Annotated in this window: 23 protein-coding genes; all 23 read right to left on the bottom strand. The window is 70.9% G+C overall.

What is annotated here, in order from left to right; genetic code table 11:
• Window positions 1-12: 12 nt before the first annotated feature.
• The 23 genes from dut to murA all read right to left on the bottom strand — a co-directional run bounded on the left by dut (window position 13) and on the right by murA (window position 23,154).
• Window positions 13-462: a dUTP diphosphatase gene (gene dut / locus VF647_14780; protein HEX8453365.1), complete on the bottom strand. Its 450-nt coding sequence runs from the start codon at window positions 460-462 to the stop codon at window positions 13-15.
• Window positions 462-908: a hypothetical protein gene (locus VF647_14785; GenBank protein HEX8453366.1), complete on the bottom strand. Its 447-nt coding sequence runs from the start codon at window positions 906-908 to the stop codon at window positions 462-464. Before VF647_14785 ends, dut begins: the two co-directional genes overlap by 1 nt.
• Complete coding sequence (locus tag VF647_14790; GenBank protein HEX8453367.1) at window positions 880-1,074, bottom strand: hypothetical protein; 195 nt, start codon at window positions 1,072-1,074, stop codon at window positions 880-882. The genes VF647_14785 and VF647_14790 overlap by 29 nt, the downstream gene beginning before the upstream one ends.
• Window positions 1,075-1,177: 103 nt before the next feature.
• The gene (ald, locus tag VF647_14795) at window positions 1,178-2,290 is read right to left on the bottom strand and encodes an alanine dehydrogenase (GenBank protein HEX8453368.1); all 1,113 of its coding nucleotides are present in this window, start codon (window positions 2,288-2,290) and stop codon (window positions 1,178-1,180) included.
• A 396-nt stretch (window positions 2,291-2,686) separates the two neighbouring features.
• On the bottom strand, window positions 2,687-4,801 hold the full coding sequence (locus VF647_14800) for a polyribonucleotide nucleotidyltransferase (protein ID HEX8453369.1): 2,115 nt from the start codon (window positions 4,799-4,801) through the stop codon (window positions 2,687-2,689).
• Window positions 4,802-5,052: 251 nt separating this feature from the next.
• A complete protein-coding gene (rpsO, locus tag VF647_14805) occupies window positions 5,053-5,319 on the bottom strand; it encodes a 30S ribosomal protein S15 (GenBank protein ID HEX8453370.1) in 267 nt (88 codons plus the stop codon).
• Window positions 5,320-5,440: 121 nt separating this feature from the next.
• The gene (locus VF647_14810; protein HEX8453371.1) at window positions 5,441-5,644 is read right to left on the bottom strand and encodes a hypothetical protein; all 204 of its coding nucleotides are present in this window, start codon (window positions 5,642-5,644) and stop codon (window positions 5,441-5,443) included.
• 40 nt (window positions 5,645-5,684) lie between these two features.
• The gene (locus VF647_14815) at window positions 5,685-5,888 is read right to left on the bottom strand and encodes a hypothetical protein (protein ID HEX8453372.1); all 204 of its coding nucleotides are present in this window, start codon (window positions 5,886-5,888) and stop codon (window positions 5,685-5,687) included.
• Between the two features lie 872 nt (window positions 5,889-6,760).
• A complete protein-coding gene (locus VF647_14820; GenBank protein HEX8453373.1) occupies window positions 6,761-7,729 on the bottom strand; it encodes a bifunctional riboflavin kinase/FAD synthetase in 969 nt (322 codons plus the stop codon).
• Window positions 7,726-8,613, bottom strand: a complete 888-nt coding sequence (gene truB / locus VF647_14825; protein ID HEX8453374.1) for a tRNA pseudouridine(55) synthase TruB — start codon at window positions 8,611-8,613, stop codon at window positions 7,726-7,728. The genes VF647_14820 and truB overlap by 4 nt, the downstream gene beginning before the upstream one ends.
• Before the next feature lie 58 nt (window positions 8,614-8,671).
• Window positions 8,672-9,079 (bottom strand): 30S ribosome-binding factor RbfA, encoded by a 408-nt coding sequence (rbfA, locus tag VF647_14830; protein HEX8453375.1) that lies wholly within the window; start codon window positions 9,077-9,079, stop codon window positions 8,672-8,674.
• Window positions 9,080-9,189: 110 nt separating this feature from the next.
• Window positions 9,190-9,465: a DUF503 domain-containing protein gene (locus VF647_14835; protein HEX8453376.1), complete on the bottom strand. Its 276-nt coding sequence runs from the start codon at window positions 9,463-9,465 to the stop codon at window positions 9,190-9,192.
• A 9-nt stretch (window positions 9,466-9,474) separates the two neighbouring features.
• The gene (gene infB / locus VF647_14840) at window positions 9,475-12,450 is read right to left on the bottom strand and encodes a translation initiation factor IF-2 (protein ID HEX8453377.1); all 2,976 of its coding nucleotides are present in this window, start codon (window positions 12,448-12,450) and stop codon (window positions 9,475-9,477) included.
• Window positions 12,451-12,471: 21 nt separating this feature from the next.
• The gene (locus VF647_14845; GenBank protein HEX8453378.1) at window positions 12,472-12,828 is read right to left on the bottom strand and encodes a ribosomal L7Ae/L30e/S12e/Gadd45 family protein; all 357 of its coding nucleotides are present in this window, start codon (window positions 12,826-12,828) and stop codon (window positions 12,472-12,474) included.
• A gap of 7 nt (window positions 12,829-12,835) precedes the next feature.
• On the bottom strand, window positions 12,836-14,197 hold the full coding sequence (gene nusA, locus VF647_14850; GenBank protein ID HEX8453379.1) for a transcription termination factor NusA: 1,362 nt from the start codon (window positions 14,195-14,197) through the stop codon (window positions 12,836-12,838).
• A gap of 6 nt (window positions 14,198-14,203) precedes the next feature.
• Window positions 14,204-14,737: a ribosome maturation factor RimP gene (rimP, locus tag VF647_14855; protein HEX8453380.1), complete on the bottom strand. Its 534-nt coding sequence runs from the start codon at window positions 14,735-14,737 to the stop codon at window positions 14,204-14,206.
• 486 nt (window positions 14,738-15,223) lie between these two features.
• Complete coding sequence (locus VF647_14860; protein HEX8453381.1) at window positions 15,224-16,054, bottom strand: FRG domain-containing protein; 831 nt, start codon at window positions 16,052-16,054, stop codon at window positions 15,224-15,226.
• Between the two features lie 74 nt (window positions 16,055-16,128).
• Entirely contained in the window at window positions 16,129-17,418 is a 1,290-nt protein-coding gene (locus VF647_14865; protein HEX8453382.1) for a sialidase family protein, read from the bottom strand.
• Window positions 17,419-17,422: 4 nt separating this feature from the next.
• Window positions 17,423-19,738, bottom strand: a complete 2,316-nt coding sequence (locus VF647_14870) for a TonB-dependent receptor (GenBank protein HEX8453383.1) — start codon at window positions 19,736-19,738, stop codon at window positions 17,423-17,425.
• Between the two features lie 97 nt (window positions 19,739-19,835).
• Window positions 19,836-20,225, bottom strand: coding sequence for a hypothetical protein (locus tag VF647_14875; GenBank protein ID HEX8453384.1), 390 nt, complete (start codon window positions 20,223-20,225; stop codon window positions 19,836-19,838).
• Window positions 20,226-20,338: 113 nt separating this feature from the next.
• Window positions 20,339-21,121, bottom strand: coding sequence for a polyphenol oxidase family protein (locus tag VF647_14880; GenBank protein ID HEX8453385.1), 783 nt, complete (start codon window positions 21,119-21,121; stop codon window positions 20,339-20,341).
• Window positions 21,118-21,483, bottom strand: a complete 366-nt coding sequence (locus VF647_14885; protein ID HEX8453386.1) for a hypothetical protein — start codon at window positions 21,481-21,483, stop codon at window positions 21,118-21,120. The genes VF647_14880 and VF647_14885 overlap by 4 nt, the downstream gene beginning before the upstream one ends.
• A gap of 378 nt (window positions 21,484-21,861) precedes the next feature.
• Window positions 21,862-23,154, bottom strand: coding sequence for a UDP-N-acetylglucosamine 1-carboxyvinyltransferase (gene murA, locus VF647_14890; GenBank protein HEX8453387.1), 1,293 nt, complete (start codon window positions 23,152-23,154; stop codon window positions 21,862-21,864).
• Between the last annotated feature and the right edge of the window lie 74 nt (window positions 23,155-23,228).

Genomic DNA, 23,228 nt, shown 5'->3' on the forward strand with positions numbered 1-23,228 from the left:
CTTCCCCGCCCCTCACCCGCCCGTCGATCCAAACCCGCCGGTCCCCCGATCCGTGGCACTCAGCTCCGACGCCTCCTCCACCACCGGCGTCTCGAATCGCGCGAACACCAGCTGCGCGATCCTCATCCCCCGCGGAATCGGCACCGGATCCGGGCCGGCGTTCCACACGATCACGCGCAGCTCGCCGCGATAGTCCGGGTCGATGGTGGCGGGCGTGTTCGGCAGAGTGATCCCGTGCCGCAGCGCCAGCCCGGAGCGCGGCCGCACCTGGCACTCGACGTCGGGCGGCAGCTCGATCTCCAGCCCCGTCGCCACCAGCCTTCGCTCCCCCGCCGCCAGCACGAAGTCCGGCTCCGCCGAAGCGACGTCGTACCCCGCCGCCCCCGGCGTCTGCCGCGCGGGGAGCGGAAGATCGGGATTGGAGGGTAGCCTGCGAAAACACACCGTCATCGGCGGAGGCATCAGAACTGGCTCTGAGTCTTGCGCCGCTCCCAGAGCCCCGCTTCCGGGGTGGTGTAAGTCAGCACCACGGCCGGGAGACCGGGCTGCAGCGCCAGCATCACCTGTGCACCGTTTACCGGGTCGGTCCATCGCTTCAGGAAGCCGCCGGTCCCCTGCACCAGCGCCGCACAGGGCTCGCCCTGCCCGATCTGCTTCGCGACGCCCTCCAGCTCCGGATACCGGCGCGAGACACCCTGATCGAACAGGTTGAGCTTCATTACGCACTCTGCTTGCGACTGGAACGTCGCGGCGTAACCGGCGCGGAACATCCCGTGTTCCGGGTGCACGAAGAAGATGAGATCCGCCTGCTGCCCCGCGAGCGACTCCGGATACCCGAGCACCTTCACCCCCTCCGCGTCGTCGCTGTGGTTCGGCGGATCACCTCGCCGGGCGACGATCGCTTTCACGTCCGTCCCCCCACGCGATCCCGGCCACCCCGGTGATCGTCGGGCCGGCGGTGTCGGGGGCGGCGGCGTTCTCCGCTTCGGCGGAACCGGCGGACGCGTTCTCCGGCGTCGAACACCCCAGCATCGCGGCGGCGGCGCTGGCCAGCAGGAGCGGCATGATCTTCATCGGCGGTCTTCGATCCGGAGACGCGGTCAGGAGCTGCGGACGCGAGAAGGGACGGCCTCCCGCGTGGGAAGCCGTCCCCTTCGATTTACTGCTCCAGCACCCTTTAAGCCAGGACGCTGTCCAGCGCCACCAGCGGCAGCCCGAACGCCTCGGCGACGCCCGGGTACACCACCTGCCCGCCGACCACGTTCAGCCCCAGCGCGAGCGCGCGGTCCTGCCGGCACGCCTCCTCCCACCCGAGGCGCGCCAGACGCGCCGCGTATGGGAACGTCGCGTTGGTCAGCGCCAGCGTGGAGGTGCGCGGCACCCCGCCCGGCATGTTGGCCACGCCGTAGTGGATCACGCCGTCGATCTCGTAGATGGGGTTCTCGTGCGTCGTGGGGCGGATCGTCTCCACGCACCCGCCCTGGTCCACGGCCACGTCCACGATCACGGAGCCCTTCTTCATCCGCTTCAGGTCCTCGCGCAGCACCAGCTTGGGAGCCTTGGCGCCCGGCACCAGCACGGCACCCACCAGCAGGTCGGCCGTCTCCAGCCGCTCCAGGATGTTGTGGCGGTTGGAGTAGATCATCTCCACGTTCGCCGGCATCACGTCGGAGAGGTAGCGCAGGCGGTCCAGCGAGAGGTCCAGGATGGTGACGCGGGCGCCGAAGCCGGCCGCCATCTTGGCCGCGTTGATCCCCACCACGCCGCCGCCGATGATCACCACGTTGGCGGGCGCCACGCCCGGCACGCCGCCCAGCAGCATCCCGCGGCCGCCGTAGTACTTCTCCAGGTACTTGGCGCCGGCCTGGATCGCCATGCGGCCGGCGACCTCGCTCATGGGGGTGAGCAGCGGGAGCTCGCCGTTGGGGAGCTGCACCGTCTCGTACGCCACGGCCACCGCGTTGGAGGCGATGAGGGCGCGGGTGAGCGCCTCGTCGGCCGCGAAGTGGAAGTAGGTGAAGAGGAGCTGGTTGGGGCGGATGCGCGGGTACTCCACCGCGATCGGCTCCTTGACCTTCATGATCATCTCGGCGCGGGCCCACACCTCTTCCACGTCGTGGACGGTGGCGCCGGCCGCCTCGTACTGGGCGTCCGAGAAACCGCTCCCCAGCCCGCCGCCGCGCTCCACCATCACGCGGTGGCCGGCCTGCACGAGCGCCTCGGCCCCGGCGGGGACGAGAGCGATGCGGTTCTCGTTGGTCTTGATCTCTTTCGGAACCCCGATCAGCATGAGCGGTCTTCGCCTGATGGGAGGTGTATCGCAAGCGCCCGCGACAGCCGCGGGGCGGGCGGGCGCACAATATGGCACGCCCGCATCCGTTTGGCGAGCCTCCGCGCCCCTCGCCAGAAACGTACCTCGAAACAACCAGTCTCACGCGGAGACGCGGAGACGCAGAAAGAACAACAGCAAAAAGCTCACGCAGAGAACACAGAAGGAACAGAAAGCCACAGAGAACTTCCTTTGCTTTTCTCTCTGTGTCTCTGTGTCTCTGTGTGAGCCATGCAGTTGCAGCTCTCCCCCGCGTCTCCGCGTCTCCGCGTGAGGCTGCAGTTACGAAGACCGCGAATGGAAAGCGCCCGGACACCGCGAACGGTGCCCGGGCGCTATCAAGACGAACGGCGCGGCTCAGGCCGGCTGCGACTCGCCCTTCTGCGCCAGCTCGGCCAGCGCGGCCTTGCGCGACAGGCGCAGGCGGCCCTTCTCGTCGATCGAGAGGAGCTTCACCTGCACGGCGTCGCCCTTCTTGAGCGCGTCCTCCGTCTTGTCCAGGCGCCCGTCCTGGATCTCGGAGATGTGGAGCAGCCCCTCGGTACCCGGAAGGATCTCCACGAACGCCCCGAACGCGGTGGTGTTCTTGACCACGCCGTCGTAGATGCGGCCCACCTCGGCCTCCTCGGTCATCCCGGCGATCATCCGGCGCGCCATCTCGCCGGCCTCGCGCCCGACCGCGGCGATCGTCACCGTGCCGTCGTCGTCGATGTTGATCGACGCGCCGGTCGACTCCTGGATCGCGCGGATCGTCTTCCCCTTGGGCCCGATGATCTCGCCGATCTTGGCCACGGGGACCTTGATGGTAATGATCCGCGGCGCGTACGGCGACATCTCCGGACGCGGCGCGGCGAGCGCCTTGTCCATCTCGTCCAGGATGTGCATCCGGCCCGTGTACGCCTTGCGCAGCGCCTCGCGCAGCAGGTCGGTGGAGAGGCCCTCCTCCAGCTTGATGTCCATCTGGATGGAGGTCACGCCCTCGCGCGTGCCGGCGACCTTGAAGTCCATGTCGCCCAGCGCGTCCTCGGAGCCCAGGATGTCGGTCAGGATGGCGACGCGGTCGCCCTCCTTGATCAGCCCCATCGCCACGCCCGCCACCGAGGCACGCATCGGCACGCCGGCATCCATCAGCGCCAGCGAGCCCGAGCACACCGACGCCATCGACGACGACCCGTTGCTCTCCAGGATGTCGCTCACGATGCGGATGGTGTACGGGAACTCCTCGTACGCCGGCAGCAGCGGCTCCAGCGCGCGCTCCGCCAGGTGCCCGTGCCCGATCTCGCGGCGGCTCGTGCCGCGCATGGGCCGCACCTCGCCGGTGGAGTACGGCGGGAAGTTGTAGTGCAGCATGAACGACTTCTTCTGCTGCGTGGGGAAGTCGATGGTGTCGTACGCCTGCTCGTCGTCCTGCGTGCCGAGCGTGGCGGTGCCCAGCGACTGCGTCTGCCCGCGGGTGAAGAGCGCCGAGCCGTGCGCGCGCGGCAGGACGCCGGTCTCCACCGTGATGGGACGCACCTGGTCCGTGCTGCGCCCGTCGGAGCGTACGCCCTCGGCCAGGATCATCTCGCGCATGGTGCTCTTCTCGAGGTCCTTGAACACCGAGCCGATGTCCTTCTCGCCTTCCGGGAACTCCTCGGCAAGCGCGGCCAGCGTCTCGCTGCGGGCGGTGCTCAGCGCCTCGGCGCGGCCGTGCTTGTCCGCGATGCGCAGCGCCTGCGAAACGCGCTCCGCCGCCAGCGACTCCACGCGGGCGCGGATCTCGGCCGCGGGGGCCTTGGGCGTCCACGACATCGTCGCGGGCTTGTCGATCATCGCGACCACCTCGCGCTGGATCGCGATCAGTTCGCGGATCCCGGCGTGCGCCGCCACCAGGGCGTCGGCGATCTCGTCCTCGCTCACCTCGTTGGCGCCGCCCTCCACCATGGTGATGGCGGATTCGGTGCCGGCCACGATCACGTCCAGCGTGCTGTAGCCGAGCTGCTCAAAGGTCGGGTTCAGCACCCAGTGCCCCTGGATGCGCCCGATGCGCACCGCCGCCACCGGCTCCGCGAACGGAATGCGGGAAAGGGCCAGCGCCATCGACGCGCCCGTCACCGCCAGCACGTCAGCGTCGTTCTGCTGGTCCGCCGAGACCACCGTCACGAAGATCTGCACCTCGTTCGCGAACCCTTCCGGAAAGAGGGGACGCAGCGGCCGGTCGGTCAGACGGGCGGCCAGGATCTCCTTGTCCGAAGGGCGCCCCTCGCGCTTGATGAACCCGCCGGGGAACTTCCCCGCGGCGTAGGTGCGCTCGCGGTACTCCACGGTGAGGGGGAAGAACGGGAGGTGGGTGGGGTTGTCCTGCGCCGTCGCCGCGCACAGCACCATCGTCTCGCCGAACTGCAGGGTGCACGAGCCATCGGCCTGGCGGGCCATCCGGCCCGTCTCGATGATCAGCGGGCGCCCCGCGAACTGCCTTTCCAGCTTTGCCATTTTCTGTTTTCCGTTCTGCAGGATTGCCGGGGGAGGCCGCGAGCGGCACCGTGCTCCCCCGTGCACACGGCCCGCGTATCGCCTAGTTTGTCCGCTTCTTTCGCTATCTACGCGACAAGGCCGCACGGGGGCTTCCCCATGCGGCCTTCTCGTCGTTCACGCGTGCTTCGTACACCCTCTGCGGACGGCCGGGCACGGCACGCCGAAGCGCGCCGCCGCCATCCCGCGAAGCTGCCGCCGGCCGACCAACCTCAGTGGCGCAGCCCGAGGTCCGCGATCAGCGCGCGGTACCCTTCCAGGTCGTTGCGCTTGAGGTAGTCCAGCAGGCTGCGGCGCTGCCCGACCATCTTGAGCAGTCCGCGGCGGCTGTGGTGATCCTTCTTGTGCTCGCGGAAGTGACCGGTCAGGTGGTTGATGCGCGCCGTAAGCAGCGCGACCTGCACCTTGGTGGAGCCACGGTCGTTCTCGTGGAGTTGGTACTTCTTGATGATGTCTTCGCGCTCGAGCGTCTCGGCCACGATCGGAACCTCCAGAGGAGTCAAAACTGATCAGGAAGTAGCCGACCCTTCGATGCTTCTTGTTCGGAAACGTCGCTGGATCAACTTGCAAGCCATGGAAGCTAACAGCGCGCGCGCTTTTTCACAACTGCGCGCCAGTCTCGACCGAAGGCTGCTGCTCACCTTTTGCCAGCCACCCGCGTGCCCTCGCGAGGTACTGCTCGATGCGCAGCAGGTCGAAAGGCTCAGCGTCCGGGTCTTTGCGCGCCAATTCCAGCTCAGCGATCCAGGCACGGATCTTCGAAGGCTCCGAGTAGGAAGCCACTGGAACGTCGATGATCATCATCGCTTAGCCCCCTGGATACGCCAGTTAGAACTGCGGCAAGTCAGGCTGCACTTCCACTCTCCATGCCGCGACTCGACTGTGCTTCGTCGAGCCAGCCCTGCGCCATTACCAGATACTGTTCGATGAGAGTGAGGTCGTACGGCTCAGCGTGCGGGCTGTTGCGCATCGCCTTCAACTCCTTGATCCACTCTCGAATACGGGCCGGCGGTGAATACGGCGCCACCGGAAGTTCAACTATCAGCATCGCTCAAACCTCCTGATATGCGAAACGGAATTGCGCTGCCATCCTGCGTGCCACGTTGTGCGTCTGGCCGATCCATGCCTCCTCGTCCGAGAGCAAGCCCGCATGTACGAAACGCCCGAACCTCGCGCGCGCATGGTCCATTGATCTCCAGTATGCCGCCCGCAGCTCCTCGCCTCCCGCAGACTCTTGAGCATATCCAAAATGGCGTGTATTCGCCATTGTGCTCATGCGAAAAGCGCGCTCCGGCCCGTAAGCATACATCACTCTCACGCCATGCCTAAGCAGCATCCATATGTCCGCTTGCGAGAAGGAATCGCTCCTCGGGTGATTGTGCAGGAACACGTTGCCCCGAAGCAAGCCCGCTTTACCGAACGGAACTGTCACCCGGTACGGCTCCCCCGGCCGGCTGCGCACGTAGTACAGCGCCTTCCCCGCTGCGTTAAAGATCACCCCGTGCTCGACTGGCTCGTGGCGGATCAGCTCCCCCGCGCCTTCCACCGAGACGCCCTGGAAGTCGTCCAGGCTGAACTTTCGTGTACCGATCCGAGCCTCCGTGCGCCGCCTTCGTGCTTGGCATGGAGGATCTCACAGACGCCTCCGATTGGCTCAAGGATGAGAAAGGAGGCGCAGGCGGTCAACCGTTAAGGCCCGTTAGGAGCGAACACGGCCAGACGCTGAAATCAGTTGTTCGACAGGTGTCCCGAAGGTGCGGGTTTGGCGCCCGGTACGGTAGCGGATGCTGCATCCGCGACTCGCGGACGATGCAGGCTCTCGCGTCTGCCGTCAAGCGTTACAGGCCCTGAAGTGCGAACACCGCCACGCGCGGCATCGCTCGTCCGGCGTGTGTCGTGAAACGGGCGGGCCGCAGGGGACTACGTGAAGCCCAGGATCTCGCGCCCGCGCTGCTCGTCGGCGTGCATGGCCTGGATGAGGGCGTCGACGGAGGTGAAGGGGAGGATGTCGCGGATGCGCTCGACGAACTCCACGCGGACGCGGTCGCCGTAGATGTCGCCGCTCCAGTCCATGAGCCAGAGCTCGACGCTGGGGGCGAAGCCGGCGAAGGTGGGGCGCGGGCCCAGGTGCAGCAGCCCCGGGAGCCGCTCGCCGCGCACCCAGCCGTGCACCGCGTAGATCCCCTCGCGCGGCAGCATCTTCTCCGGATCGCCGACCTGGATGTTGGCGGTGGGGAAGCCCAGCTCCCTCCCCTTGCGCTCGCCGCGCACGACGACGCCGTCGACGGTGTAGGAGCGGCCCAGGAGCCGGTTGGCCGCGCCGACGTCGCCGTCGCCCAGGAGGCGGCGGATGCGGGAGGAGGAGATCGGCTCGCCGTCCACCTCGACGGCTTGGACCACGTCGACGGCGAAGCCCATCTCCTGGCCGATCTGGCGCAGGGTGGCGACGCTCCCCTCGCGGTCGCGGCCGAAGCCGTGGTCGTAGCCGATCACCAGCTCGCGCATCCCCACGCGCCGCACGAGGATCTCCTCGACGAAGCGGCGGGCGGAGTAGAGCTGCAGCGTGCGGGTGAAGGGGACGAAGACGACGTACTCCAGCCCGCTCTGCGCCAGGATGTCGCGCTTCTCCGTGACCGTGGTGAGCAGCGGCGGCGCGTGCTCCGGGCGCACGATGCGCAGCGGGTGCGGATGGAAGGTCACCAGGATGCTGCGCCCGCCCACCCGCTCGGCCCGCCGCCCGATCTCTTCCAGCACCTCGCGATGGCCGCGGTGCACGCCGTCGAAGGTGCCCACGGTCACCACGGCCGGGCGCCCGTCGCGGGGCAGCGCGGGCGGGAGCGCGGGGTCAATCGCGAACTCCCGCGGCTCGTCGCGGGGGGTGGGCGTCACCCTGCCACCTCCGCGGGGAAGACCTTGCGGGGCTTGATGGCGTCTCCGGCGCGCTCGCCGATGGCCAGGAGGCGGCCGTCCGCGCCGGCGAGGGCGAGCGGCACGCCCTGCGGCGCATCGGCCGGGGCCGGGATGGCGCGGCCGAAGGAGAGCGCCGCTTCCCCGGCGGCATCCACCGGGACACGCGGGAGGGCGGCGAGGGCGTCCAGCGGGGTGAGCATGGCGGCGCGGACGCGATCCTCGTCCGCCAGCGCATCCAGCGGGACGGCGCGCTCGATGCCGTGCGCGCCCACGCGGGTACGGCGCAGGGCGCGGAGATGCGCGCCCGTGCCCAGCGCTTCGCCGGCGTCGCGGGCGATGGCGCGGATGTAGGTGCCGCTCCCGCACACGACCTCGAAGTCCACACCCGGAAGCTCAATACGAGTCACCCGGATCTCGTGGATGGTGACGGTGACCGGCTTGCGCTCCACCTCGCCGCCGCGGCGGGCAACGGCGTACATCCGCTCGCCATCCACCTTTTTCGCGGAGTAGGTGGGGGGAAGCTGCTCGATCGTCCCCACCTGGCGCAGGAGCGCGGCCTCGATCGCCTCGTACGTCAGCTCGCTCCACGACGCGCTGCCGCCGACGACCTCGCCGGTGAGGTCGTCGGTGTCGGTGGTTTCGCCCAGGCGCAGGGTGGCGGCGTAGGCCTTGGGGAGCCCGGTCAGGTACTCGGCGATGCGCGTGGCCGGGCCGACGCACACCAGCAGGAGGCCGGACGCAAAGGGATCCAGCGTCCCCGTGTGCCCCACCTGGCGCGTGCGCAGGGCGCGGCGCACGTGGGCCACCGCGTCGTGCGACGTGGGGCCGACGGGCTTGTCCACGGGGAGGACGCCGGTCAGCAAAACCGGGGAATGGGGAATGGGGACTGGGGAATGGGGAGCCGTGGCCGTGCGGGACGCGTCACGCTTCTTCCTCGTCCTTTGGAGCCAGCGAGCTGTCCGGCGGCGTCTCGGTGAGGCGGTCGAAGGGGAGCGCCTCGCGCAGGAGCTGCTCGATGCGCTGCGCTTCCTCCAGCACCCGGTCCTGCTCGAAGTGCAGCTCGGGGATGCGGCGCATGTGCAGCCGCTGCCCCAGCGCCTTGCGGATGAAGGGCGCGGCGCTGCGCAGCCCGGCCAGCAGCTCCTTGCGCTCCTCGTCCGTCCCCAGCGCCGTGAAGTACACCTTGGCGTGGTCCAGCTCGGGCGAGGTCTGCACGGCCGTGATGGTGGCCAGCGACACCCGCGGGTCGCGCACGGCGTCGCGCACCAGCAGGGAAATCTCTTCCCTGAGCTGCTCGTTGATCCGGTCGGTTCGCTTGAAGCGCGGCATGTACGGATGGGGAATGGGGAAATGGGGAATCGGGAATGGGGGAACCGAAAAAGCCAACTGCGGGCGGCCGTCAGCAGTTACCATTCCCCATTCCCCATTCCCCATTCCCCTCAGTAGTACGTCGTATACGAATCCACGATCCTCGCCCGCCCGTCCATCTCCACCATCGTGTCGCACGAGGAGAGGACCTGCTGGGCATGCTTCCGGTCGGCCGAGACCACGCAGACGGCGATCTCGGCGCGCTGGTGCAGGTCGTGGTGCCCCGTCTCGGCGGCGGACACGTTGAAGCGATGGTGGAGGCGGTCCTTGAGGCTCTTCACCACCTGGCGCTTGTCCTTGAGGGACTGGCACCCGGCGATGTGGAGCTCCCACACGACCACCCCCACCGTCACGGCTCAGGTCGCGGCGCGGGCGGCTTCCTCGGCGGCGGCACCGGCCAGCGTGCGCGCAACCTCCTCCACCCGGTAGCACTCCAGGACGTCGCCGATCTTGATGTCGTTGAAGTTGGACACGTTCAGGCCGCACTCGAAGCCCTCGCGGACCTCGCGCGCGTCGTCCTTGAAGCGCTTCAGCGACCCCAGCTCGCCCTCGTAGATCTGCACCGCGTCGCGGATCACGCGGATGCGGCCGCGGCGCTCCAGCACGCCGCGGGTGACCATGCAGCCGGCCACCGTCCCCACGCGCGGCACCTTGAAGAGCTGGCGAACCTCGGCCGTGCCCAGCAGCACCTCGCGCTGCTCGGGCGACAGCAGGCCCTCCATCGCCAGCTTCACCTCGTCCACCACCTCGTAGATGATGTTGTAGAGGCGGATGTCCACGTCCTCACGCTCGGCCACCTGCCGGGCTTCGCCGGTGGGGCGCACGTGGAAGCCCACGACGATGGCGCTGGAGGTGGACGCCAGCAGCACGTCCGACTCGTTGATGGCGCCCACGCCGCGGTGGATCACCTGCACCTGCACCTCGCTCGTGGAGAGCTGCTCCAGCGAGTCGGAGAGCGCCTGCACCGAGCCGTCCACGTCGCCCTTGATGACCAGGTTGAGCGTCACGCGCTCGCCCTTGGCCAGCATTTTCGACAGGTCCGTCAGCTTCACGCCGCGGCTGCGGATGCGCATCCGCTTCTCGCGCTCCAGCCGCTGGCGGGTCTGCGCGATCTCGGCGGCGCGGTCCTGGTCCATCGACACCATCTGGTCGCCGGCGTTGGGGACGCCGGGAAGGCCGAGGATCTGCACCGGGATCGCGGGCCCCGCCGCCACCACCGGGTGCTGGCGCTCGTCCAGCATGGCGCGGATGCGGCCGTTGTACAGGCCGCACACCACGTGGTCGCCCACGCGCAGGGTGCCGTTGGTGACGAGCACCGTGGCGACCGGCCCCTTGCCGATGTCGAGCTGCGCCTCGATGACCACGCCCGCCGCCTCGCGCGCCGGGTTGGCGCGCAGGTCCAGCAGGTCGCTCTGCAGGAGGACCTTCTCCAGCAGCTCGTCGACCCCCATCCCGCGCTTCGCCGACACCTCGGCCGACATCACGTCGCCGCCGAAGTCTTCCAGCACGATGCCGTGCTGAAGGAGGTCCTGCTTGACCTTCATCGGGTTGGCGTCCGGCAGGTCCACCTTGTTGACCGCCACCACGATCGGCACGCCGGCGTTCCTGGCGTGCGAGATTGCTTCGATGGTCTGCGGCATCACCGAGTCGTCGGCCGCAACCACCAGGATGACCACGTCGGTCACCTCGGCGCCGCGGGCTCGCATGGCGGTGAAGGCCGCGTGGCCCGGGGTGTCCAGAAAGGAGATGGCGCGCCCGTCCTGCAGCTGCACGTGGTACGCGCCGATGTGCTGCGTGATGCCGCCGGACTCGCCCGCGATGACGTTGGTCTTGCGGATGTAGTCCAGGAGCGACGTCTTGCCGTGGTCCACGTGGCCCATGACGGTGACCACCGGCGGCCGCGCGCGCAGCGTGCTCTCGGCGTCCGGCTCGGCGTCTTCCTCGCCGTGGTCCGCGGCGTATTCCTCTTCGCGGATGGCGCTGAAGCCGAACTCGTCCAGCAGCAGCTCGATCTGGTCGAAGTCGAGGCGCTGGTTGATGGTGACCATCATCCCGAGGTTCTTGAACGCCGAGCCGATGATGTGGCTCGCCGGCACGTCGATCAGCTCGGCCAGCTCCGCCACCGTCAGGAACTCGTTGACGCGGACGGTGGTGGCCTCCTCGGTGCGCTGGCGCAGCAGCTCTTCCTCGCGGCGCTCGTGCTGCGTGGGGCCCATGTCGCGGCGGCCCCGGCCCTTCTTGCGCCGGTCGCCGCCGTCCATGGCGGCCATGGTCTTCCGGAAGTTGGCGTCCACCGCCCCCTGGTCGACCGAGCCCTTCCCCTTCTTCCCCTTCTTCTTGTCCTTTTTGCCGGTGCTGCTCACGCCGGCGTTGGCGCCGGCGCCGGGCACGTTGCGGCCGGAGCCGTCACCGCCGCCACGCGGCGGGCCGAACGAGCCGGTGCGGGCCGAGGGCGGCGCACCGCCCGTGCGGGTGGGCATCGGCGGAGCGCCGGCGCGGGCCGGGCGCGGCACGAAGTCGTTGGGACGCGCCGGACGCGGCGGCTCCGCGGCTCCACGCGTGTCCGCGGGGGGACGGCGCTCGCCGCCCTGACCCGGACGCCCGCCGGGCGCCTGCGGGCGCACCGAGGGGGGCGGGGTGGGACGCGGCGGCGCGGCCGGACCGGACGACGCGGCGGGACGCAGCGGCTCGCGCGGCGGACGGGCGTCCTGGCGCGGCGCGCCTTCCGGGCGCGCGTCGGGGCGTAGCGTGCGCTGCGACGGCGGGCGCGCCGAGATGGGCGCGGCCGGGCGCGGGGCCGCTTCCTCGGCGACGGGCTGCGGCGGCGAGGCGGGGGCGCTGGCCTCCGTCTCCTCCACGGGCGCGGCGGCTCCGGGGGCGGCCTCCAGCGTCTCGCCGGGCTCGGCGGGCGGCGCGACGGACGAGTCCACCACGACGGTCACGCCCGCGGGGGGCGCGCCGCCGGTGGTCACCAGCGCGGCGCCGCGCTCAGCGGCGGCCTCGGCGGCCTCGGCGGCGATCGCGTCGGCGGCGTCGGCCACCGGATCGGCGGTCGAGTCGGGGGCGTTCTCGGGAGCTTCCTCGGTCTCTTCGCGCTTGCGGCGGCGGCGCTTGGGCGCGCCGGCCACGTCACCGATGGCGGCTTCCAGGGCCTCGCCCACGTCCTTGTGGCCCAGGCGCCGCTCACGCTCGATCAGCGTGCGGAGCCGGGCGACGTGCTCGTCGGCCAGATCCGACATGTGGCTGCGGATGGGGACGTCCATCTCCCGGAGGAGGTGCACCAGGGACTCAGCGGGAACGCTCAGTTCCTTGGCGACTTCGAACACACGCATCTGTTCTGTTCTCTCCGTTCCTCAGCCCTGCGGTGATGAAAGCGCGGCGGCCAGCACGGCCGCGCGCTTCGCGAAGCTATCGTTCGTGATTCCAACAGCGGAAACCGGGCCCCGCCCGATGGCGGAGCCCAGCGCCTCCCGCGAAAGACATACGTGGAAAGGTACTCCGCGCGCCTGCAGAAGCGGAAGGACCTTCTGCGCCTGCGTCTGCGACGCGTCTCCCGCCAGGATGACGCAGCGCACCTCGCCCTCGCGCACGGCCTTGCGCGTCATGTCCGTGCCGTGCACCAGGCCCCTTGCGCGGGCGGCGAGGCCCAGCAGGTCGGCCAGCGCCTTCTCGGGCGGCTGGGTGGGACGAGGGGGGAGGGTCTGCGTCACGCGTTGTTCATTCTGATACGGGCAAATTCTCGGCGTCACCGGCGGGTGTCAACCCCTCCGGAGCGTCGCCGGTGTCTTCTTCCGTCATCGACTCGATGATCTCCACCAGCCGGTCCGCCTCGGCGGGGCCGATGGCGGGGATGCGCAGCAGGTCTTCGCGCTCCAGGTCGATGATGTCGAAGAAGGTGTTGTACCCCGCCGCCTCCAGCGCGGCCAGCGTGGCCGGCGCCAGCTCGGCGAGGTCGCGCAGCGAGAAATCGGTGCTCTCGTAGTCGCCGTCGCCGCCCCCGCCGCCGAAGAGCGCCTGCTCCGCGCCGCGCTCCAGCCACTCGCGGGAGCCGAACAGGTCCAGCTGCCAGCCGATGAGCTGCGACGCGAGCCGCACGTTCTGACCGTTGCGGCCGATGGCCAGCGAGAGCTGGTCCTCGTCCACGATGGCCGTCATGGTGCGCGTCTCGTAGTTCGAGAGCACCTTGGCGACGCGGGCGGGCGCGAGGGAGCGCTTGGCGTAGATCTCCGGGTCCGGGTGCCAGGGGACGATGTCGATCCTCTCGCCGCCCAGCTCCTGCACCACCGCGCGGACACGGCTCCCCTTGAGCCCCACGCACGCGCCCACCGGGTCGATGGACTCGTCGCGCGACGAAACGGCCACCTTGGTGCGCCCGCCCACCTCGCGCGCGCTGCCCTTGATCTCCACGATCCCCTGCTGGATCTCGGGAACCTCGAGCTTGAAGAGCGCGGCCACGAAGAGCGGGTCGGCGCGGGAAAGGATCAGCCGCGGCCCCTTGGGCGTCTCCTCCACCTTTTTGAGCACGGCGCGGATCGTCTCGCCCTGGCGGAACCGCTCGCGCGGGTTCTGCTCCTTCCAGGGGATGATGGCGTCGGCGTCGCGGGCGCGGTTCAGGAGAATGACCAGCTTGCCGCGCTCCACCTGCTGGATCTCGCCGGAGAGGAGCTCGCCCACGCGGTGCTCGTACTCGTCGCGGATCTTCTGGCGCTCGCCCTCGCGGACGCGCTGGAGGATGCGCTGCTTGGCCGCCATCACGGCGTTGCGGCCGAACTGCGCGAACTCCACCGGCACCTCCATGATGTCGCCGACCTCGAACTCCGGGTCGTCCCAGCGGGCTTCTTCCAGGGAGATCTGGCGCGAGGGGTCTTCCACCTCGGCCGTGACCTCCTTGAGGACGGTGATGTCGATGCGGCCGGTGGCCTCGTCGACGTTGATCTCCGCCTCCACGTTGGGCCCGTAGCGCTTGGCCAGCGCGGCGAGGATGCCGTCCTTGATCAGCTCGTGCAGCTCGTCGCGGGAGATCGCCTTGTTTGCGGTCATCTCGCGGAAAGCCGCGAGCACCTGCGTCGCGTTGTTCATCTCCGTCTATTCCTCAGGATTGTTCCGGCTTGCGGGGCGCGCCTTGCGCTCCCACCGGTAGACCAGGTTCGCCCGGTCGATCTCGCTCAGCGGGATCTCCACTTCTTCGCCGTCCGGCAGCCGCAGCGCCACCTGCTCGCTCCCCGGCTCGCCGCGCACGCCGCCCAGCGTTCCCTCCAGCCGCTTCGCCCGCCCGGCGAGGGGCGCCTTGCCGCGCAGCGCCACGTCCTGCCCGGCGAAACGCGTGTAGTCGCGCAGCCTCACCAGCGGCCGCTCCACCCCGGGCGACGACACCTCCAGCACGTACCGGTCGGAGAGGTCCTCGCGGGCGTCGAGCATGGGCTCCAGCGCGCGCGACACCGTGGCGCAGTCCGCCAGCGAAACCCCGGTCTCACCCACGCCCGGCACCGAGTCTGGCCGGTCGATGTAGAGGCGCAGGATGGGGCGCACGGCGTTGCCGGCCTGCTCCAGCTCCACGACCTCCAGCCCCATGGCCTCCACCTGCCGCGCGATCTCTTCGGCGAGCGGGGTTCCCGGCATCCGCGTTTCCCGGTGGATGGCAATAAAAAAAGCGGGGCAACCGCTCCCCACTTCGACAGACGGTCCGCCCGGGGGCGTCCGTCAAACCATCGAACATGAAAGAATACAGGAGAATGCAGGCGGCGTCAAGGCGGAACGGCCCCCTCCCCGCTCGTTCCTCGCTGCCCCTCCCCCAAAACAACCTGGGGGAGGGCGCACGCACGCGTTGGTCGTGGGGCACGGTCGTAGAGGCGCGATTCATCGCGCCCGTGTCCGACGCTGCTCCGTCGCCCGCCCCGTACACCAAAGCTTGGTAGGGGCGGACCTGCGTGTCCGCCCACCCTTTCCTTGCCGCGCCCCCCGCCCGTCGCACCGGCAGTTCGTAGGGGCCGCCCCATGTGGCTGCCCGTGCTTTCCGCGCCTCCGAACCCCGCGTCCCGGTCCAAGTCATCCGTGGCGCTGCCGCGGTCTGCTGTCCCCTGTCGTTCCCCGTTTCCCCGCCCTTCCCTACTCCTCCGCCGACGCATCGTAGTACCGCCGCATCTCCGCGGCCACGCCGTCCAGGTCGGGAAAGAGCCGGCGCTCGTCCATCGTGACCAGGTCGAGCTGGTCGCGGAGGTGGTCGACGCGCTCGGCGGGGATCACGTAGCGGGTGAGCGCGCCCAGCAGGCCGTTCTCGCGGAGGATCTCGTCGAAGGAGCGCGTCTTGTCCGTGGAAATGGTGAAGGCGGCGGCCTGCACCACGATGCGGTTGTCCAGCGCGGGCGGATCGAGCATGCAGACGAGGTGGTCGCTACGCTCGGGCTCGCTGAAGAGCGTCCAGGGCGAGTCGATCCCCCGCTCGCGCAGGAGCTTGTCCAGCTCCTGCACGAGAAGGGCGATGGGCGGGAGGTCGAAGCGCTCGTGGAGCTTCCCCCAGTCCAGCCGCCAGATGACGCGGTCCAGCGACGGGTCGCCGCCCAGCGTGGCGAAGTGCGCGGCCACCAGCGGAGAGTAGGTCCAGTCCAGGAGCCGGGTGGGGAGGCCGTGGTGCTGCGCCGTCACCAGGAGCTCCCACTCGTTGGCCGGCTGCTGCTGGAGATGGGGGCGCGAGTAGCGGATGAAGTTGCGGAGGATGTGCTCCTCCAGGGGCGCCTTGGTGTGCGGCGGATCGATCCCGCCCAGCCGGTCCAGGCTGGTGAGGAGCGCCCATTCCGAGCACTTGGAGCCGCGGAACACCGACGCCGCGCGCAGCCGCCCGCTGGCGGGATCGTAGTCGGTGGGCGTGGTGCGGTCCACCAGCTCGCCGAGCGTTTCCACGCGGACCTCTTCGATCCCTTCGAAGCTCCTGCGCTGCATCCGTCTCTCCCCGTGGCGGTTGGTGCACGCGGGGTACGGAAAAACCGTTCCGGCATCGTACCATGCCGCGGAGCTCAGTCGCGCGCGGTCTCCCGCACGCGCACGGCGCCGTGGTCCAGCCAGGCGAGGAGCACGCGGCCTCCCGCGGCGGCGAGCGCGGGGGACCTTCCCCGCCCCGCCGTGCTGCTCTCCGGCGCGGGCGCCGCGCCGTCCACGCGCGCGATGGACAGGGCGCCGTCGGGGGTGCGGCGGTCGTCCCAGGTGACCCAGACGCGATCCCCGTCCGCGGCTACGGTGGCGCGGGAGGGAGGGACCCAGCCGCCGGTGAGCACCGGCGCCGCGCCGCTGAAGGTGCGCCCCGCGTCGTCCGAGCGGGCGTACCAGAGCCCCTGGCGCCCCTCCTTTCCCGTGTACCACGCCACGTGCAGCCGCCCGCGCGCATCCACGGCGATCGACGGTCCCGCGTGCGGGCAACCGGGAAAGACCCAGCCATCCGCGTGCACCCGCACCGGCGCGCCGAACGCCTTGCCGCCCGGCGGCAGGCGCGCGACCACCACGTCGCGCACGTCACCGTCGTACACCTTGCGCCACGCCACGTACACGCCACCATCCGGCGCGATCGCGAGCGAGGTGCGGCAGCAGGGGCAGACGCCATCGTCCACCACCATGCTCGCGCCAAAGGTGGCGCCGCCGTCCGTGGAGCGCGCCACGCGGATCTCGGACTCAGGCATGCGCGGATCGCGGGTCTCGCCGCCGTGGCCGCCGTGCGCACCGTGGCCGTGGCCCGCCGCCTTCACGGGCAACGGATGCGCTTGGCTGTATGCATCGCGGCGCCGCGAGTCGAGCCAGGAAACGTACACCGTACCGTCCGGCGCCACCTGCAGGTCGTGAAAGGTGTGCGAGGAGGGGAGGCCCCCCGCGTCGTCGTTCACCGTCACGGCGGGGGCGAAGGTGCGCCCGCCGTCCGTGGAGCGCGCCAGGCGGAGGTCGCTCGCGGGGAAGCGACGGCCGGAGATCTCGCGATTGTTCTGCCAGAGCACGTACACCGCGCCGCGCGGGCCCGCGGCGACCTGCGCCGGGGCCTGCTCGTGGGGAGCCGCGTCGCCGGGAACGTCGTTTACGCGCACCGGCGCGCCGCCCTCCGCGCGCGCCAGGTACACGTCCGACGCGTTCCCCCGCGTCGCGACCCAGGCCACGAACCCGGCGCCTCCGCGCGGATCGAGCGCGGCGGTGGGGTTACTGGCGTGCGAGGCGGCCAGAGTCCGCTCCGCGCCCAGGTGCGCGGAGGGCGGCGTGCTCCAGGCGGCCAGCGAGGCGCCGGCCGCGGTCGCCAGGACGGCGGCGGCCACGATCGTCTTCCTCATCGCCTCACCTCCCGATGCGGAGCTGGAGGCCCGCGTACACGCTGCGGGGCAGGCCGGGGGCGTACTCGGGGCCGCGCTGCGCGCTCGTGTACGAGGCGTTCTCGGCGTAGTGCTCGTTCGCCAGGTTGTTCACGCGCACCGTCGCCTCCAGCATGCGGCTCACGGGGACGCCGGCCGAGAGGGAGAGGAGCGTGTGGCCGTCGTAGCGGTGCGTGTTGTCCGCGTCCATCCAGTACGATCCCACGCGCTGCCACTCGCCCGTCACGTGCGCGGCGCGGAGCCAGGCCGGCGCGTAGTGCAGGCGCGCGCTCCACAGGTCGCGCGGGGCGGATTCCATCTCCTTGCCCGCGAAGTCGACGCCGGTGCGCGGCGACCACTCCTCGTACGTGTGCTTCGCGCGGGACACGCTCACGTCCGCGCGGAGGCCCGCGCCGAGCTCGGCGCCCACCCCCGCCTCGACGCCGCGATGCAGCGTGTGGCCCGCGTTCACCGTCTCGCGCGTGTTGTCGGCGGTGTTCACCAGCGTCAGCACGTCGTCGCGCACGTCCATGCGGTAGAAGGCCAGGGTGTAGCCGAAGCGCCGCGCGATCTCGCCGCGCACGCCGGCCTCGTAGCTGTCCGCGCGGTTGGGGAGAAGCCCCAGCGTCCCCGCCGAGCGCCCGGCGCGGAAGATCTGCCCCTCGGACGGGGCGCGGAAGCCGTGCGCGTACGACACGAAGAGGTTGGCGGCGCGGGAAGCTTCGTAGGTGGCGCCTAGCTTGGGGCTCAGGTGGCTGAAATCCACGTCCGCGTCGGCCGGACGGCGGTAGGCGCCCGTGTCCACCGCGGTGAGCCGGTTGTCGTAGCGGTAGCCGATCCGGTCGAAGCGCACCCCGGCGGTGACGTTGAGCCGCGGGGCCGCCGCGATCTCCGCCTGCAGGTAGGGCGAGACGCCGAGAAAGGTGACGTCGTAGTCGTACGTCCGCGCGCCCAGCGTGTAGCTGTGGTAGACGGGATCCGCGGCGCCGCCGGTGGCGGCGATCACCCGGTTCTCCTGGCGGAATCCGGGGCTGTAGTCCACATCCGTCCCCACGATGAGGCGCGTGCGCAGCGGCTCCAGTTCGCGCCGGTAGCGCGCGACCACGCCCAGTGATCGGTGGCCCGTCGTGTACAGTGTGGGATCGTAGGTCAGCGACCAGTCCGGCAGGATCTCCATCTCGTTCCAGCGGACAAAGGGCGTCACGCTGAGCAGCGAGCCGCGCCCCGGACGCTCGAACGCGGACGAGAGGCGGAGCGCCCTCACCTTGCGAAAGGAAATCGGCGTGTAGTTGCGGGTCGGATCGTGGTCGAAGTCGCCGGCCATGAGCGTGGAGGCGCCCGCCGTCTCCTGGTCGATGCTGGACACGGCGAGCACCGTCTTCAGCGATGCGCTCCGGAAGAGGTGGTCCCAGCGCACGGTTCCGCTGCGGCGGTCGTACCCCGTGCTCTCGCGCCATCCGGAGGAGCGCGTCAGGTTGACGTCCGCGCGCACGCCGTCGCGCACACCGCGCGTCGTGCCGGAGGCGAGCACGCGGCCCCATCCGAAGTCCCCGCCCTCCACGTACGCCTCGGCGCCGTTGCGGGCGGAGGGGGCGCGCGTCTCCACGTCGATCACGCCGCCGATGGCGTCGCTCCCGTACAGCGCGGTCGCCGGCCCCTTGATCACCTCCACGCGCTCCGCCTGCGGCACGTTGATCTCGTACAGCGCGTTGTGGTTGAAGAAGCCGGTGGAGCGCGTGGGAATGCCGTCTTCCAGGTACAGGTAGACGGGATTCGTGGTCTTGGGCTGGCGGATGGAGGTGGTGTGCCCCTCGCCGCCCGTGGCGCTCACCCACACGCCGGGGATGCGCTGCATGATCTCGGACGGATGCGTGGGGCGCGCCTCGCGCAGCTCGGCGGAGGAGACGACGCCCACCGACGCCGGCGTCTGGCCCAGGCGGCGGACCTCGCGCGTCGCGCTCACCACCACCGACGCGAGGACGACCCTGGCCTCCGCGAGCGCGAAGTCGGCGCGGGCGGTGGCGCCGGGAGCGACGCGGACGGAGAGCTCGGCGTCCGCCAGCCCCACGCGCCGCGCGGTGACGCGGTATTCCCCGGGCGCCAGAGCGGCGATGCGGAAGCGGCCGCGCGCGTCGGTGGCGGCACCGGGTCCGTCGTTCGCGCGGACGGTGACTCCGGCGAGCGGCGCGCCGCTGGATGCGAGGGTGACGGTCCCCTCCACGGCGCCGGGGCCCTGCGCGCGGACGGGGTGTGCGTATGCGAGCACGGCCAGACAGGCCGCGATTCGTGAGATGCGGAACAAGAGACCACCTCTTCGGCTTGATGATGCGTACCATGCCGCGGCCGGGCCGGCGGAATGCCGGCCGTCCAGGAGCCGCGAGCGTATGGGGGTCGATCCGTCAGCCGAGAGGTGGAGCCAGGGAGTACGGCAGGAAGTACGGCAGGAAGAGCGGCGCGGGCGACTGCACCGTGGGGAAGGGACGCGGCGCGATGCGCGACTCCGCGACCTGGATCCCCGCATCCGCGACGGGCGCGGGGAGGAGCGAGCCCGTGGCGGAGGGGCACCCGGTGGCGCAGGTGCACGCGTCGTGCTGCCCCGCGTCCCCCTCTTCGGGAGCGCCGTGGTGCGCGCCCGCGCCGTGCCCCGCATCGTGGTGCGCGCCCGGCGCCCGGTGCACCCCCGCGTGGTGCGGGCACGCGTGCGCCCCGGCCGCTTCCCCGCCCCAGGCGAGAAAGAACAGCACCGCGGCGAGCAGCGCGGTCAGTCGGGATGCGGGAGAGCGGTTCACGGTTCGGCGGTGGCGGGAGGCGTACTCCACGCACCCAATGTACATGCCGAAGCGCGTCGTGAGAATGGGGCCGATTCCGCGGGCCGCGTAGGGAAAATTCCCCACGCGGCGGATCACCTGACGCCCAGCACCCCCATCTGCCGCCCCGGCGACCCGCCGCGGTGCGAAAAGAAGTCGTCGTCGCCGCACAGCGTGCAGTGCGACGACACGGAGACGTGCTCGGCCACGAGCCCCGCGGCCACGGCGCGCGCGGCGATGGCGGCGCGCAGGTCGATGGGCGTGTTCCCGGCGGGCGGCTCGCGGTCCGGGTGGACGCCTGCGTGCACCTCCGGCCCAACCTCGTAGCATTCGCCGCAGATGGAGGGACCGCAGTGCAGCCAGAGCCGCTCGGGCGGGCTCTGCCAGCTCTCCACCAGCCGGTGGATGGCGCGCTCCACGATCCCCGCCGCCGTCCCGCGCCACCCGGAGTGCACCAGCGCGACGGCGCGCGCCTCCGGATCGACGACGAAGACAGGGACGCAATCGGCGACGCTCACCGTCAGCAGTAGGCCCGCGCGGTCGGTGACGTGGCCGTCGAAGCGGTCCATCACCACGATCCCCGGCGCCCCGCGCTCGCGGTGGATCCAGATGTCCGCCGCGTGCACCTGGCGCGCATGGGCCACGGTCTCCATCCCGGTTCCCGCCGCCAGCGCCCGCCAGCGGCCCAGCACCGCGCCGACCGGCTGCTCGCCGGAGAGGCCCAGGTCGAACGACTCGTCGCCGTCGCCGCGGCCGGTGGTGCCCTGCACGAGAAAGGGGAAGCGCTCCGCCCACCCGGGGTGCACCCACAGCGGCACGTCGCCCGCCGCGCGCACCTCCGCGACGGTACGCGCGGCGGCGGGCTCGGCCACGCTCATGGCATCCGCTGTTCGAGCGGACCCTCGCCGCCCGGCCGGTCGCCGCCGGTGGGAGGCGAGAGGAGCGTCGCCGCGCCGCCGCCGTCCAGCCTGCGCCGCAGCTCCGCCACTTCGGCGCGCAGCTCGTCGAACTCCTTGCGGGACACGAAGTCGAGCCGCTCGCGCACGTCACCCACGGCCCCCTGCGCGCGGGTGAGCGCGTCGGTGAGCGCCTGCTTGGCACGCTCCGGCTTCAGGTCGCCGCGGTCGACGGTCTCCTGGATGGTCTCCTCGATGGCTTCCTTGAACGCCGTCAGCACCCCGATCCCCGTCCGGATGCCCTCGCCGATCCCTGCCGGGCGCTTGCGCTGTTCGTCTGTCATGGTGGTCTTCCGGTGATGAGGTGAAGGCGAGTGGCTCGCCCTTCGTGAACGGTACGGTGTCGAGGCAGGTTTCGCGGGGGCCCCCTCCCCCGCTCGTTCCTCGCGGCCCCTCCCCCAAACCGCGGGGGAGGGGCGGTTTGCGGGCATCCGCGCCCGTCGCGCGGGTCGTCGCGGCGGCGGGCACGGGCAGCCACGTGGGGCTGCCCCTACCAAGGATTGGGTTCCGAACACGGGTTCGCGGAGCGGCGGCGGACACGGGCGCGATGAATCGCGCCCCTACCGGATCTGTGGCCCCGCGGGCAGATGCCGGCGTCCGCCCCTCCCCCAGGTTGTTTTGGGGGAGGGGCCGCGAGGAACGAGCGGGGGAGGGGGCCCGCCTCAGGTCCGCGAATCCGCCTTTTCGATCCGCGCGCCGAGGGCGATCAGGCGCTCGTCGATGCGCTCGTAGCCGCGCTCGATCTGCGCGATGTTGTAGATGTCGCTGCGGCCGCGGGCGCCCAGGGCGGCGATCAGGAGGGCCATGCCTGCGCGGATGTCGGGGCTCTCCACCGGTGCGCCGCGCAGGGGCGAGGGGCCGATCACCAGCACGCGGTGCGGGTCGCAGAGCACCAGGCGCGCGCCCATCGAGACCAGCTTGTCCGCAAAGAACATCCGGCTCTCGAACATCTTCTCGTGCACCAGGATGGTGCCGCGGCACTGCGTGGCCGTCACCAGCGCGATGGAGGTGAGGTCGGCCGGGAACTGGGGCCACGGCCCGTCGCCCAGCGTGGGGATGTGGCCGCCCATGTCCATCTGCACCTCCGGCTCCTGGCCGCCGGGAATGAACAGGTCGTCGCCGCGCACCTCCACCTGCACGCCCAGGCGGCGGAAGCCGATCAGCGTGGAGTCCAGGTGGTGGACGGCGGCGTCCTGGATGGTGATCTCGCCGCGCGTGACCACCGCCAGGCCGATGAACGAGCCGATCTCGATGTGGTCCGAGGTGATGCGGAAGCGGCCGCCGCGCAGCCGCTCCCGCCCCTCGATCTCCAGCGTTCCCGTGCCGATGCCGTTGATCGTGGCGCCCATCCCCACCAGCATGTTGCACAGGTCCTGGACGTGCGGCTCGGCGGCTGCGTTGCGGATGCGCGTAGTCCCTTTCGCCAGCGAGGCGGCCATGACGGCGTTCTCGGTCGCCGTGACGCTGGGCTCGTCCAGGAACATGTCCGCGCCCTTGAGCCCGCCCTCGGCGCGCAGGCCGAAGAAGTCGGGGTCCTCCACCACCTCCGCGCCGAGCTTGCGGAGCGCCAGGAAGTGCGTGTCCACGCGCCGCCGGCCGATGACGTCGCCGCCCGGCGGGGGGAGCTGCATCCCGCCCGTGCGCGCCACCATGGGGCCGGCCAGGAGGATGGATGCGCGGATGCGCGCCGCCTGCCCCGCGTCGAGCTGCGTCTCGCCCACGTTCGCGGCGCGCACGCGCACCTCGCTGGGGCCGGTCCACTCCGTCTCCGCGCCCAGCACCTCCAGGAGGCTCAGCAGCGTGAGCACGTCCTTGATGCGCGGGACGTTCTCCAGGAAGACGTCCTCCTCTGTCAGAAGGGTGGCGGCGATCATGGGAAGCGCCGCGTTCTTGTTGCCGGTGGGACGGATGACGCCATTCAGCGGCTGGCCGCCGTGGACGATGAACTTGGGCACTCTCGGCTCCGGATCTTTTGGATGTGCGCCGCCCCGGCTGCCGGCCGGATGGCCGCGCCGCGCGGGAGGGTCGC

The sequence above is a fragment of the Longimicrobium sp. genome (assembly GCA_036387335.1).
In the GTDB taxonomy this organism is placed as follows: Bacteria; Gemmatimonadota; Gemmatimonadetes; order Longimicrobiales; family Longimicrobiaceae; genus Longimicrobium.

Coding starts and splice junctions, on each gene's coding strand:
- dut (HEX8453365.1), bottom strand. CDS start 462: ATGCCTCCGCCGATGACGGTGTGTTTTCGCAGGCTACCCTCCAATCCC.
- VF647_14790 (HEX8453367.1), bottom strand. CDS start 1,074: ATGAAGATCATGCCGCTCCTGCTGGCCAGCGCCGCCGCCGCGATGCTG.
- ald (HEX8453368.1), bottom strand. CDS start 2,290: ATGCTGATCGGGGTTCCGAAAGAGATCAAGACCAACGAGAACCGCATC.
- VF647_14800 (HEX8453369.1), bottom strand. CDS start 4,801: ATGGCAAAGCTGGAAAGGCAGTTCGCGGGGCGCCCGCTGATCATCGAG.
- VF647_14810 (HEX8453371.1), bottom strand. CDS start 5,644: ATGATGATCATCGACGTTCCAGTGGCTTCCTACTCGGAGCCTTCGAAG.
- VF647_14815 (HEX8453372.1), bottom strand. CDS start 5,888: ATGCTGATAGTTGAACTTCCGGTGGCGCCGTATTCACCGCCGGCCCGT.
- rbfA (HEX8453375.1), bottom strand. CDS start 9,079: ATGCCGCGCTTCAAGCGAACCGACCGGATCAACGAGCAGCTCAGGGAA.
- infB (HEX8453377.1), bottom strand. CDS start 12,450: ATGCGTGTGTTCGAAGTCGCCAAGGAACTGAGCGTTCCCGCTGAGTCC.
- nusA (HEX8453379.1), bottom strand. CDS start 14,197: ATGAACAACGCGACGCAGGTGCTCGCGGCTTTCCGCGAGATGACCGCA.
- rimP (HEX8453380.1), bottom strand. CDS start 14,737: ATGCCGGGAACCCCGCTCGCCGAAGAGATCGCGCGGCAGGTGGAGGCC.
- VF647_14860 (HEX8453381.1), bottom strand. CDS start 16,054: ATGCAGCGCAGGAGCTTCGAAGGGATCGAAGAGGTCCGCGTGGAAACG.
- VF647_14865 (HEX8453382.1), bottom strand. CDS start 17,418: ATGAGGAAGACGATCGTGGCCGCCGCCGTCCTGGCGACCGCGGCCGGC.
- VF647_14880 (HEX8453385.1), bottom strand. CDS start 21,121: ATGAGCGTGGCCGAGCCCGCCGCCGCGCGTACCGTCGCGGAGGTGCGC.
- VF647_14885 (HEX8453386.1), bottom strand. CDS start 21,483: ATGACAGACGAACAGCGCAAGCGCCCGGCAGGGATCGGCGAGGGCATC.